Annotated in this window: 9 protein-coding genes and 1 pseudogene; 4 read left to right on the forward strand and 6 right to left on the reverse strand. The window is 65.0% G+C overall.

What is annotated here, in order from left to right; all coding sequences use genetic code 11:
• Nucleotides 1-29: 29 nt before the first annotated feature.
• Nucleotides 30-1,310, reverse strand: a complete 1,281-nt coding sequence (locus AB2M62_RS03760) for a tyrosine-type recombinase/integrase (protein WP_404337927.1) — start codon at nt 1,308-1,310, stop codon at nt 30-32.
• A gap of 550 nt (nt 1,311-1,860) precedes the next feature.
• On the opposite strand from AB2M62_RS03760, the gene AB2M62_RS03765 reads away from it, so the two are divergent.
• Together AB2M62_RS03765 and AB2M62_RS03770 are read left to right on the forward strand one after the other, a co-directional pair.
• Nucleotides 1,861-4,644, forward strand: a complete 2,784-nt coding sequence (locus AB2M62_RS03765; RefSeq protein WP_404337929.1) for a TonB-dependent receptor — start codon at nt 1,861-1,863, stop codon at nt 4,642-4,644.
• A 47-nt stretch (nt 4,645-4,691) separates the two neighbouring features.
• Complete coding sequence (locus AB2M62_RS03770) at nt 4,692-6,269, forward strand: sulfatase (protein WP_404337931.1); 1,578 nt, start codon at nt 4,692-4,694, stop codon at nt 6,267-6,269.
• Nucleotides 6,270-6,473: 204 nt separating this feature from the next.
• Here the strand turns inward: AB2M62_RS03770 and AB2M62_RS03775 are convergent.
• Together AB2M62_RS03775 and AB2M62_RS03780 are read right to left on the reverse strand one after the other, a co-directional pair.
• Nucleotides 6,474-6,575: pseudogene (locus AB2M62_RS03775) on the reverse strand (methionine ABC transporter substrate-binding protein); the annotation flags it as partial.
• Complete coding sequence (locus AB2M62_RS03780) at nt 6,529-6,660, reverse strand: MetQ/NlpA family ABC transporter substrate-binding protein (protein WP_404337933.1); 132 nt, start codon at nt 6,658-6,660, stop codon at nt 6,529-6,531. The gene AB2M62_RS03780 and the pseudogene AB2M62_RS03775, both read right to left, overlap by 47 nt.
• Nucleotides 6,661-7,120: 460 nt before the next feature.
• Between AB2M62_RS03780 and AB2M62_RS03785 the strand changes: the two genes are divergently transcribed.
• Complete coding sequence (locus tag AB2M62_RS03785; protein ID WP_404337935.1) at nt 7,121-7,789, forward strand: RBBP9/YdeN family alpha/beta hydrolase; 669 nt, start codon at nt 7,121-7,123, stop codon at nt 7,787-7,789.
• A 310-nt stretch (nt 7,790-8,099) separates the two neighbouring features.
• On the opposite strand, the gene AB2M62_RS03790 is transcribed toward AB2M62_RS03785, so the two are convergent.
• From AB2M62_RS03790 to AB2M62_RS03800, 3 genes are read right to left on the reverse strand one after another with little or no spacing between them, the layout of a single operon-like run.
• Nucleotides 8,100-9,164: an LLM class flavin-dependent oxidoreductase gene (locus AB2M62_RS03790; RefSeq protein ID WP_404337936.1), complete on the reverse strand. Its 1,065-nt coding sequence runs from the start codon at nt 9,162-9,164 to the stop codon at nt 8,100-8,102.
• A complete protein-coding gene (locus tag AB2M62_RS03795) occupies nt 9,161-10,756 on the reverse strand; it encodes a carboxylesterase/lipase family protein (RefSeq protein WP_404337938.1) in 1,596 nt (531 codons plus the stop codon). Before AB2M62_RS03795 ends, AB2M62_RS03790 begins: the two co-directional genes overlap by 4 nt.
• Nucleotides 10,753-11,661: an aldo/keto reductase family oxidoreductase gene (locus AB2M62_RS03800; RefSeq protein ID WP_404337940.1), complete on the reverse strand. Its 909-nt coding sequence runs from the start codon at nt 11,659-11,661 to the stop codon at nt 10,753-10,755. The genes AB2M62_RS03795 and AB2M62_RS03800 overlap by 4 nt, the downstream gene beginning before the upstream one ends.
• A gap of 21 nt (nt 11,662-11,682) precedes the next feature.
• On the opposite strand from AB2M62_RS03800, the gene AB2M62_RS03805 reads away from it, so the two are divergent.
• Complete coding sequence (locus AB2M62_RS03805; protein ID WP_404337942.1) at nt 11,683-12,777, forward strand: Gfo/Idh/MocA family protein; 1,095 nt, start codon at nt 11,683-11,685, stop codon at nt 12,775-12,777.
• Nucleotides 12,778-12,856 lie beyond the last annotated feature (79 nt).

Here is a 12,856-nt window from a genome sequence, read left to right on the forward strand (position 1 = left end):
AGTACGGTTCCAAGTTGGAATAGTGGCGCTCAGGCTGCCAGCTTTTCTTCGTCTCCGACTTCTGTGTTCACCGCTGTCGAGAGGAGATAGTCCGCCCAGTCGATCATCACCCGCTTGCGCTTCTCGAAGGCGTCCTTCCGCCTGTAGGCCTTCTTGACGGAGTCACCCACGGAGTGGGCCAGTGCCTGCTCAATGACGTTTTCGGCATGGTCCGTCATGTCGCCCATATAGTCGCGGAAAGCGCTTCGCATGCCATGCACGGTGTAATGGCCGAGCTTCATCCGGCGCAGCACCATGGTCATCGACATCTGGGAAAGGGGTTTGCCGGGCTTCTGGCCGGGAAACACGAACGCCTTGGGTTTGATGATACCCTGTTCGTCGGAAATCATTTTGAGAATGTCGGCGGCAGCTGGTGAAAGCGGAATGCGATGCTCCACGCGCATTTTCATGCGGTCGCCAGGAACGGTCCAGATACCTCGCTCGAGATCAACTTCCTGCCATCTCATCTCGAGCGTCTCGCTCGTCCGCGTCGCGCAGAGAATGGTCAGTTCCAGAGCGCGGGCGGCAGGGGCGGGACGGGTCCGGAGCGCGTCAAAGAAGCCGGGCATTTCGTCATACGGGAGGGCAGCATAGTGCCCTTTCGCCATGCGCTTGCGCCTGGGCAGGAGATGCTCAAGATTTCCCTTCCAACGGGCCGGGTTTTCCCACGGTCCCTTGATGTGCTTCTGGACCCTGGCCGCATCGAGGATATTTTCGATCCTTCCTCGCACCCGGCCCGCAGTGTCTGGTATTTTCGACCAGATCGGCTTGAGCGTTGCGACGAGATCATCGACCGTGATCGTATCGATCGGCTTGCTGAGGATCGGTTTGACATGCTTGGTCAGTGAGTTGGTCCACTGCCAACGATGCTTCTCGTTGGACCAGCCTTCCTCGTGCGCGGCGATGTAGAGCTTGGCATATTCCAGAAAGGTCGGGGCAGTGTACGTTGCGGCCTTTTCCTCTTCTGCCTTCGCCTCCTGCTCAGCCTTGGCTTCCTGCGCCACTTCGTGCCGAAGCGCGATCGGGTCCAGGCCGTCCCTCAGCAGTTCACGGCCAGCCGCGGCCATTGCTCGGGCTTCTTCCAGGCGGACTGACTGGAAGGAGCCAAGGCCCATCTCCCGGCGCTTCTTGTCGCGAATCCAGACAAAGACCCAGCGCTTGGCGCCATTGTCGTCGATCCGGAGCCAGAGATTACCTCCGTCGCCGTGCCAGCCCGGCGTCGAGAGCTTCTCCAGGCTCCGAGGGGTCAGCTTGTGAATTGGCCTTGCCATGCTCTGCGTGCCTCTACCTCTCAGAGTTGGTGCGCGCTCGCCGCAGTGATTTGCGTCCTAATTTGAAGCCTAATTTCGTCGCGAATAACTACGAACAATGGCGAACAAATCTGAACGTCCACGAACGGAGATCGTCACTAAAAGGTAGCAAAAACAGAGCCTTAAGGCAAGTTTTCTTTAGTGTTATCAATGCCTTATTTTGCCAAATACGGTGTGCCTCGGCTCCACCATCCCACCGAAAAATCTTGATTTAAGATCAATCCCTTAGCGGGAATGGGCCGGGATCGGTCCCTCAAAACTGTCTCACAGCTACGGTGCACTGTCCCGAGCTGTAGGGAGGCGATCCAAGCACTCGACCTCGCTGCTTTACGCTCGGGCAGGTGACCCCCCACGTGACGCTCAAGCACAGTTGGCCGACGCGTGCTGCCCTGGCCAAAAGCCGGTTTGCAGGCCGCCCTGCAATCCCGCCGTGGGGAGACCCAAGGAAAGCTTTCTCGTAAAACCTACCGCGTCAATGGGAATAACGCGCCCTCAAAGAATGGGGGCGCGAATGCAGAAGAAGTCGAGTTGGATGGTCGGTGGCGCCGTGGTGGCGCTAATGATGATTCCGGAAGTGGCGACAGCGCAGGCGCTTTCCGGAAGCGACACGTTTGCTCCCACGGCCGATCTACAGGATAAGTCCTCCGAGACCACGGGCGGCCAGGACATCGTCGTCACCGGCATCCGCGGCGGCATCGAGCAGGCCGTTCGGATCAAGCGCGAGGCGGATAGCATCGTCGATGTGATCAGCGCCGAGGACATCGGCCGCTTCCCTGACGTCAACGTGGCGGAGTCGGTCCAGCGGATCACCGGCGTGCAGATCAATCGCACCCGCGGTGAGGGGCGCAGCGTCAATATCCGCGGGCTTCCGGACACATTCACGCTCGTCACGCTCAACGGTCGTTCTGTGCCCAACGCGCTCAACGACCTGTTCGCCGGCGTCTCGCGCTCCTTCGACTTCTCGGCGCTGGCACCAGAGTTCGTCCGCACGCTCGAAGTGTACAAGTCGCCGACCGCCGGTCTGGAAGATGGCGGGCTCGCCGGCACGGTCAACGTCCGGACGCCGCACGCGCTCGATCTCGGGCGCCGGGTGCTCGCGCTCTCAGGACAGGCCGAATATGAGAGCAATTCGGGCAGGGTCTCGCCGCGCATCTCCGGGCTGTACGCCGACACCTTCCTCGATGGGCGGGTTGGCGTCACGCTGGGCGCTTCGTACACCCAGCGCCGCCCGCAGACGCATCAGGTCGAGACCGGCTGGAACACCGTCACCGAGGCGCAGGGCGTGCCGCTCGGCGGCGGCGCCGACGATCTCAACGGCAATGGCGTGATCGAGCCGACCAAGCTTGTCCGCATCCCGGGGCTGATCATCCACGACATGTTCACCGAGAACAACCGCCGGCTGAGCGGTATTGCCTCGGTCCAGTATCGCCCGAGCGACAATCTCGAACTCTATGTCGATGGCTTCTACACGCGCGTCGATGTCGAGGCCGTGCGCCAGGAAAATTGGCAGAATTTCGCCGGCGCGAGCGGCGTGGTCGCGGGGCGCACTCAGGTGCTTGACGGCGTCGAGACCGCGACCGACTTCACCGTCAGCGGGATCGATCTGCGCGACGGCGGGCGCTACCAGGATCGCCGCGGTCACATTCGCTCCATTGTCGGTGGCGGCAAGTTCGAGAGCAATGGCTGGACCATCGTGCTCGAAGGCTCGGAGCAGCGCTCGCGCCAGACCCGCAACACGCTCAACATCGCCGACAGCATCAACGGCACCGTCCGCGTCGTCGCCAACCCGGGCAATTCGCTCCCGAGCATCACCTATCTCGACGGTTTCGCCGATCGGAAGCTCGATCCGAACAACTTCCGTCTGCTCAGCCTTAACGGCGAACTCGATCGTCTCACCACCGATCGGCTGCGCGACATCAAGCTCGACGTACGCCGCGACCTGGGCGAGCGCGGACTGACCGGACTGCGCGCGGGCGTGAAATACACCGATCGCGCGCTCTACTCGGATAACAAGACGCTGACGATCGCGGCGGCGGACGTGTCGCAGCTTTATGGCGGGCTGCCGGCCGGGCCGATCGCGGGCTCGTTCAGCGCGGCGCCGTTCATGATCCCGATCGAGGCGGGCTCGGGCAGTTTCCTGGGCAGCTACGACGGCAACGCCGCCTTTCCGACGCAGTGGCTCGGGTCGGACGCGAAGTCGTTCGTGGCGGGATTGAGCAAGGCGCAGCTGATCGCGGAGGGCACCTATACCAACGACGCCACCGGCATCCTCGATGTCAGGGAGAAGATCCTGGCCTTGTACGGCCGCGGCGACCTCGCCTTCGGCAAGCTCACCGGCAATATCGGGCTGCGCGCGGTGCGCACCAACCAGACCACGGTGGGCGTGGCGCCCGATCTCAACGGCATCACCGTCGCGGTCGAGACGGGCATGACGACCCGCGTGCCCGCAGCCGGGCCGCTGCGGGTTGAGCGCAGCTATTGGGACTGGCTGCCGAGCCTCAACCTGAAGTTCGAAGCGACCGACCAGCTGCAACTGCGCTTCGCCGCCTCGCGGACCATCTCGCGGCCCAATCTAGGCGACATCTCGCCGACCACCACCGCGAACGGCAACGCGCTGACGGTGACGCGCAACAACCCCTATCTCGATCCCTTCCGCTCAAACAATCTCGACGCGACGGTCGAATATTATTTCGGGCGTGATTCGCTGGTCGGCGCCTCGCTTTTCTACAAGAACCTCGAAAGCCTGATCCGGCGCGAGACCAGCATCATCCAATTGCCAGTCTCGTACATCCGCACTACCGGCACCACGACGATCCAGACCGACTTCACCGTCAGCCAGCTGGTCAATGGCTCGGGGGTCGATCTCAAGGGTGTGGAACTCTATTTCCAGCAGGCGCTGACCTGGCTGCCGGGTCCGCTCGACGGGCTCGGGGTGATCGCCAACTACACCTATATCGACAATAGCGACCCCAACCAGCTCACCGCCGCGTCGAAGCATAATTACAATTTGATCGGCTACTACGAGAAGGGCCCGATCGGGGCGCGCGTGTCCTATTCGTGGCGCAGCTCCTATCTCGCCGCGGCAGCGACCGCGCCAGCGATGGGCCGGGTCAACCGCGCCTTCGGCACGCTCGACGCGAGCATCAGCCTCAAGCTGGCGCCCCAAGCGTCGCTCACGCTCGAGGCGGTCAACCTGCTCGATCGCGATGAGATCGTCGAATACACGACAGGACTGCCGGCCAATTACCTCGACGCCGGACGACGCGTGTTCGGCGGGATTCGCTTCAACTTCTGATAATGCCGGACGCTCCCCGAAGGGGTTGCCCAAAGGAGACCTGTGACGTGACAGACAAGGTGGATCGGCGCGGCGTACTGCTGGCCGGCGGCGGCGGGGCATTCGGCCTCTATTCCTGGGCGGCGGGCGCGCAGACCGCGCCGCACGCCGCGCCGGGGCGGTCTGCGCCGCAAGACTTGCGGCTCAAGCGGCGCCCCGGCATCAAGCCCAAGAACATCCTCGTCGTGCTCACCGACGATCATCGCTACGACGCGCTGGGATTTATGAAGGCGCAGGACTTCGGCGAAACGCCGACGCTCGACCGGCTCGCGCGCGAAGGCTCGCACTTCAGGAATGCCTTCGTCACCACTGCGCTCTGCTCACCGAGCCGTGCGTCGATCTTCACCGGCCTCTACGCGCACCAGCACAAGGTGGTCGACAACAACCATCCGATCCCGCCGGGACTGATCTTTTTCCCGCAATATCTGCAGAAGGCGGGTTACGACACGGCGTTCATCGGCAAGTGGCACATGGGCAGCGAGGGCGATGATCCGCAGCCCGGCTTCGACCACTGGGTGAGCTTCAAGGGCCAGGGCGACTATCTGCCGGGCCCCAACGGCCTGAACGTCGACGGCCGCAAAGTGCCGCAAAAGGGATACATCACCGACGAGCTGACCGACTATGCACTCGACTGGATCGGCAAGCGCGATCCCAAGAAGCCGTGGATGATGCACATGGCGCACAAGGCGGTGCATTCGGAATTCATTCCCGCCGAGCGCCACAAGGGGCGCTACGACAACGAGACCTTCCGCTACCCCGAGAACATGAAGCCCGGCATTCCTGGCCGGCCGATGTGGGTCGAGAACCAGCGCAATAGCTGGCACGGTGTGGACTATGCCTATCACGGCACGCTCGACATCGCCGACTATTACAAGCGCTACATGGAGACGTTGCTCGCGGTCGACGAGAGCCTGGCAAAGATCATGGACCTGCTCGAGCAGCGCGGCGAGCTCGACGACACGTTGATCCTCTATATGGGCGACAACGGCTTCATGTTCGGCGAGCACGGGCTGATCGACAAGCGCGCCGCCTATGAGGAATTGATGCGCGTGCCGATGATCGCGCGCTGCCCGTCACTGTTTCCCGCCGGCAGCGTGGTCGAGCAGGTCGTGGCCAATATCGACGTCGCGCCGACGCTGCTGGCTGCCGCCGGGCTGGAAGCGCCGGCGCACATGGCCGGCGCCAACATGCTTCCGCTCGCGCACGACAAGGACGCGCCGTGGCGCGAGGAATTCCTTTATGAATATTATTGGGAGCGCAATTTCCCGCAGACTCCGACGGTGCACGCGTTGCGCGAGGACCGTTACAAGTACATCCACTTCCACGGCATCTGGGATCTGGACGAGCTCTACGACCTCGCCGCCGACCCGCACGAGAACGACAATCTTCTCGCAAAGCCCGGCCATGAGGATCTCGTTTCCCGACTGAGCGGCAAGCTGTTCGACCTGCTCGAGCAGACCGATGGCATGCAGATTCCGCTCAGCGTCGATGCCGGAGGACGCAACGAACTGCGCAGCGCCGAGGGATCGAAGCAGGCGCCGTTCCCGCCATCTTTCTTCCGGTCGGCCGCGCGCCGCCGGCCATAGGACCAGCAACTGCGCATCGCATGTCGGCGGGGCATTCCTCGCCGGCAAATCGATGGCGCGGCCGGTCGAAGCCCGGAGCGCAGGCCGGTTACCGGCCGGTCGCGCCGCCGGGGCTCGGCTCAGAAAACCGGCAGCGCCGCGCCGGCATATTTGCGCGATAAATGCCTTCACATCGGGGCTGCGCAGCGCCGCGACGAGCTTCTGGACCTTGGGGTCGTTGCGGGCGCTTTCGGGTCCGACGATGAAATTGCCGTATGGGCTATCCTTGTCCTCGATCGCCAGCGCGCTGGGTGTTGGGCTGGACATAATCGTTGAACACGCGGACATCGAGCTTGACGCCCTGCTTGGCCGGCGCCGGCTTGACGAAGTCGAGGATCTCGGCATGCGGCATGGCGGTGGCGGCGACGCTCAGCGTGTCGGCTGCGTCGCCCTTGGGCTTGCCGCCGCAGCCGACGAGCGACAGCGCCAGCGTCGATGCGACGGTGCATGATGGCCTTTCTAGCGTCGGGCGAAGTGGCGGACGAGGCGGTCGCCGGCCATCTGGAGGATTTGGACGAGCAGCAGCAGCGCGACGGTGACCAGCATCACGTCGTCTGAAAGCGCTGATAGCCGCAGCGGATCGCGAGACCGCCGAGGTATCCACACACCGCGAGGAGCAAAACAGCAGGATGCCTGCGTCAAATGCTCTTTGTGCAACGGCAGCTTAGATACTCGATAGCTTTTCGGGGCGATTAATCCCATCATTGAACTAGGAATTAAAACTAGGCTTGCTAGGCTGCGTTCTGCCGATTCGAGCGGCGCTGCGGCGATCCCCTTGCGGGCACGCCCATATTCGCGAGAGGAGACAGCAATTGTCTGATCACGACCGCATCAAACTCCTCATTGTCCCCGGTATCGACGGCTCCGGCGCACGGCATTGGCAGAGCGAATGGGAGCGCGATCTCGAAGACTGCCATCGGGTCGAACTCGGGTGCTGGGACCAGCCGATCCGCAATGTCTGGATCAGCCGGATCGATCAGGCTGTCCACGACGCGCGCGGCGATGTCGTGCTGGTCGCCCATAGCCTCGGGTGCCAGGCGGTAGCGTGGTGGGCTCGCCTGCTGGGCGCTAGCGGCGTGTCCTCGGTTCGTGCGGCTCTCCTCGTGGCCCCGCCGGACCTCGACAGGCAAGACGTCGATCGCAGGCTCGACCGGTTCGCGCCCAATCCCGAGGCCGCGTTTCCGTGTCCTGCGCTTGTCGTGGCAAGCCGCGACGACCCTTATGCGACGATCGGGCGGTCGCGCGAGATCGCCGACCAATGGGGCGCGGCCTTCGTCGATGTCGGCGAACTTGGCCATATCAATGCCGATTCGGGGATCGCCGATTGGCCGGACGGTCAGGCGCTGGTCGATCTGCTGCTCAGCGGAGTCAAGGAACGCGAGCAGCTCCAACGCCTGGCGGCAGACTTGCTATCGGTCCCGAACCGGCATTCTCGGCGCCCAAGCCCGCAGCATCGTGCGCAGGCGCGCGGAGCGGGGTGAACCCGCAATGTGACTGCCGCACTCAAGCCGTGGCTATAGCGACGGCAACATCGCCAGGCTGTGGAGCGGCAACATCCTGCGCGTCTGGCAGGCGGCGATCGAAGCGCGCGACCCGGCCTACCGTCCGGTGCGTTGAAGGGCGCCATCCTCCGTGCTCGCCGGCCGCCACGCCGCGGCCGGCATCATCGACGGTCAACCCGTGCTCTGAGGCATCCAGGCGAAGCCACCATAGCGTTCCCCGGCACTCTCGAGAGCATCACAATCCACGGCCCGGGGCGCTGCCTCCGGGCCCGATCGATAGGCTGAGGCGTCAGCGCGCCAGTCTGGCGTGCTCGATCCGCGGCAAAACATGGCGCGCGAACAGATCCGCTTCTGCTGCATGCGGGTAACCGGAGAGGACGAAAGCCTCGATCCCCATCGCGCGGTAGCTGTCGAGTTTTGCGAGGACCTGATCGGGATCTCCGACGATCGCCGCGCCGCAGCCTGAGCGCGCGCGCCCGATCCCCGTCCACAGATTTTCCTCGACATAACCGTCGGCCGCGGCGTTTTCGCGCAGCGCCGTCTGCGCGGCAACGCCGGCCGACTGCGCGTCGAGCGACTTTGCCCGGATCGCGGCGCCCGACGCTGCGTCGAGCTTCGAGAGCAGGCGCTCGGCATAGCTGCGAGCTTCGTCCTCGGTTTCGCGAACGATGACATGGGCGCGGTATCCGAAGCGCAGTGTCCGGCCGTGTCGCGCGGCGCGTTCCTGCATGTCGGCGATGATTGCCGCGACATTCTCCTTCGTATCGGGCCACATCAGATAGACGTCGCACGCCTTAGCCGCGGCGTCGCGGGCGTCGGGGGAGAGGCCGCCGAAATAGAGCAGCGGCGCTTTCCCCGAGACGGTGCGGATGCGCGGGGGATCGAGCTTGAGCTTCCAGAACTCGCCGTCATGGTCGAGCGGTTCGCCGTTGAGCAGCGTCTTGAGGATACGCATGGCTTCGACGGTCCGCGCATAGCGGGGGCCCGAGGCGAGCGTCTCGCCGGGCAGGTCCGACGAGATGATGTTGATGTTGAGCCGACCGCCCAGCATCTGGTCGATGGTCGCGATCTGGCGGGCGAGCTGCGGCGGCCAGCTCTCGCCCACCCGGACTGCCATCAGCAGTGCCAGGCGCTTGAGCATCGGCGCGATGCCCGCTGCGAAGGCCGTGGTGTCGATACCTAGCGCATAGCCGGAGGGCAGAAGGATATTGTCATAGCCGCCGGTCTCGGCCTGCAGCACGATGTCGCGGCAATGCTCCCAGCTCGATTGCAGGCGGGCGTCCGGCACGCCGAGAAACTCATAGTCGTCGTCGCACAGCGCCGAGAACCAGCTTACTTCGCAGGTCGGAGTCATTTCTTCTTGTCCTTGGCGGTGCGCGGGTCGGGAATGCCGAGCGCCGCGAGTTTGTCCATCCGGTCGCGATCCGGCCAGGAAAGGGCGCGGACGGTGTCGCCGAAACCGGCCATGCGTTCGCTGCGTGTGTCGTAGCGCGGCCAGCTGATCCCAAGCGCGGGGCTATTGGGATCGCCGGTGGCGGCGAAGGCGAGGATCGCCGCCTGCATCCGGTCCCCAAGCGCCCGATCCGCCGGCGACCAGTCGCGCGTGCGGCGCGGGCCGTTGAGGCTCTCGAAGGTACCGAGCCAATAGGGCACGTCATCGGTGTGGTTGACCCCGGTGGTCGCCGGATCGAGGTCGGTGAAGCGCACGCCGGCGCTATAGGGATGCCGCCGGTCGAACCAATAGGCATAGACCGGCGCCTTGCCGTGCGTCGCCTGCATCCGCGCCCAGCTGCGCATCATCGTGGAGAAGCCGATATCGTGCGCCAGCGCCCGCGCCGCGGTGGGCACCTCGGCATCGGACCGTGCGGGATACTGCGCCGCCACGGCATCCGCCCGGTCGCCGAAGGATTTGGCGAGCGCCGCACGATAGTCGGCGAGCGTCGAGACGGCGGCGAGCGGGCTCAGCGCCTCGTCGCGCACCGTGCCGAGCAGGATCGGGACATCGGCTTGGGCCTCCGCTGCATAGACTTCGGCCGGATCGCGGGGGACCGCCAGGCCATCGACGATCGGCATCGCCAGCGGCCCCTGGGCTGCGACGATGCGATCGGCGGGGATGCGGCGCAGGGCGGTGAGATCCGGCGCGCCGAGCTTTTGCTGAAAGGCGGTGCCGGCGGCTTCGCCCGAGGCGAGGGTCTGGCTGCGTCCGGTGCCCGCCGACAGATAAGGCGAGCCGCTCAGCGCGATAATGCGCTGGAAGAGCGGCTTGGCGGCGGGACTAGCCTGCAGCAACGCAAGGCTGATCGCGCCGGCCGACTGCCCCATGATCGTCACCCGGGCGGGATCGCCCCCGAACGCGGCGATATTGTCGTGCACCCATTGCAGCGCCGCGATCTGATCGAGCACACCGTAATTGCCGGAGGCATGGGCGGGCGACTCGGCGGTCAGGTCCGGATGGGCGAGGAAACCCAGCGCGCCGAGCCGATAGTTGAAACCGACCACGATCGCGCCCTTGGCGGCGAGCCTGTCGCCGACATAGAGCGGCTTGCGCGCGGAGCCGGCAACGAACGAGCCGCCATAGACATAGACGATGACCGGCAGCCTGGCGTCGGCGCGCGCTCCCTTGCGCGCCCAGACGTTCAGATAGAGGCAGTCCTCCGCCACCGGATCGTCGCCGACATAATAGGCGATGCCATGATCGCGCAGCGGCTGCATGCAGGACGGAGCGAACTGCGTGGCTGGATGGACGCCTTGCCAAGGCGCAGCCGGTTGCGGCGGCCGCCAGCGCAGGTCGCCCACCGGAGGCGCGGCGAACGGGATGCCGAGCCACGCTTCGACGCCGCTGTTCAGGGTGATGCCGGAGACGTCGCCCTGTGCCGTGTGGACGGCCTGTGCCGCGGCGGGCGTGCCTGTCAGCGCCAGTAGGGCGGCAAGGAATACGCGCTTCACGGCAGCTTCTCCCCGCGCGCGGCGACGAGCACGTGATACCATTGCTGCCGGGTCCAACGCACCTGCAAAGCGCTCGCCGCCTCGGCGATGCGCGCCGGGTTCTGGCTGCCGACGATCGGGATCGCCCGGACCGGATGCGCCATGATCCAGCTATAGGTGGCGGCAGCGCGGCTCACGCCGGCTTCCTCCGCCTTGCGATCCAGCTGCTCGGCGACTGCGAGCGCCCGAGCGTCGGCCGGTGCGGCCAGCCGACCACCGCCGAGCGGCGACCAGGCGAGCACCGCGATGTCCCGCTCCATCGCCTGGTCGAACAGTCCGTTGACCAGAGGATCGAGATGGAGAGGCGAGAATTCGGGCTGGTGGCTGGCCAGCGGGATGGTCAGGAACGATGCCAGCGCCCGGGCCTGGTCCGTCGTGAAGTTGGACACGCCGACCGCACGCACCTTGCCGGCGGTGACGGCATCCTCGAGCGCCCGGGCGACTTCCTGCGGGTGTGCGAGGATGTCGGGCCGGTGAATCTGGTAGAGATCGACCTGCTCGACGCCGAGGCGCTTGAGCGAGGCATCGAGCGCGGCGACCAGATAGCGCGGGCTCGAATCATAGGGGAGCGGTGGCAGGATGCCGCCCTTGGTCGCCAGCACCATCCGCGCGCGCAGCCCGGGGCTGGCGGCGAATACCTCGCCGAGCAGCAATTCGGCATCGCCAAAGCCCGAAGCGCCGTTGAACCCATAGATATCCGCTGTGTCGAACAGCGTTATTCCGGCGTCGAGCGCCGCTTCGACCAGGGCTGTCCCCTCACTCACGCTGCGGCCGGCGAAGCGCCACATGCCCCAGGCTATCGGGCTGACAAGGATTCCGCTCTTGCCGAGCGGACGGGGTTCGGGAGAGAATTCAAGCTGCGACATCGCTGTCACTCCTTAGGATTTATGAGTTTGGTTGAGCAAGTGCGGTATGGGCTGGTTGGAACCGGCATGATGGGCGTCGAGCATCTCCAGAACCTGGCGATCACGCCGGGTGCGGTCGTCACGGCGATCGCGGATCCGGTGGGGCATTCGCTCGGCTGGGCACGCGCCGCGCTCGGCGCGCGGGCTGACGGGGTGCAGGCATTCGACGATGCCGCGGCGCTGGCGCGGAGCGGTCTGGTCGATGCGGTGATCGTCGCCAGCCCCAACTATACGCACCGCGCCGTGCTCGAGCCGTTGTTCGACGCCGATGTCGCGATCCTTTGCGAAAAGCCGCTGGCGACGACGATCGAGGATGCACGCTGGATCGTCGATCGGGCGGAAGCCATGTCCAAGCCGTTCTGGACTGCCATGGAATATCGCTACATGCCGCCCGCCGCCGAGTTCATCGCGCAGGTGCGTAGCGGCAGGATCGGGCAGCTGCGCATGCTCTCGATCCGCGAGCATCGCTTTCCCTTCTTGGTCAAGGTCGGCGACTGGAACCGCTTCAGCCGCAACACCGGCGGCACCATGGTCGAGAAATGCTGCCACTTCTTCGATCTGATGCGCCTGATCGTCGGCGCCGAGGCGGTGCGGGTCTATTGCTCGGGCGCTATGGACGTGAACCATGTCGATGAGCGCTATGCCGGGGAGCGGCCGGATATCATCGATAACAGCTATACCGTCGTCGACTTCGCCAATGGCGTGCGGGCGATGCTCGACCTGGCGATGTTTGCCGAGGGCGCCGAGAACCAGGAAGAGATCAGCGCAGTGGGCGATGCGGCCCGGCTCGACGTCCTCATCCCGGAAGGCGCGCTCGTCTTCAGCCCGCGAACGGGTTTCGGCAATGCCAAGCGCGTAGAGCGTCGTGTCGTCGAGGTCGACAAGGCGGCACTCGATGCCGGCAGCCACCACGGCTCCACCTTCTATCAGCATCAGAAGTTCATCGCCGCCGTGCGGGGCGAAGGCGCCGTGGAGGTGACGGCCACCGACGGGCTCATGGCGGTGGCAATCGGAACTGCGGCCGAGATCAGCGCGCGCGAGAGGCGCGTCGTCGAAATGCGCGAGCTGGGTTTCTGAATGAAGCGGGGCTTGGCCTCGGCAAAGACAAATTGGGGCGTGACAGCGCGGGACATTTATATACCCTATCGGACGAGTA

This window comes from Sphingomonas sp. MMS12-HWE2-04, assembly GCF_044881185.1.
In the GTDB taxonomy this organism is placed as follows: Bacteria; Pseudomonadota; Alphaproteobacteria; order Sphingomonadales; family Sphingomonadaceae; genus Sphingomonas.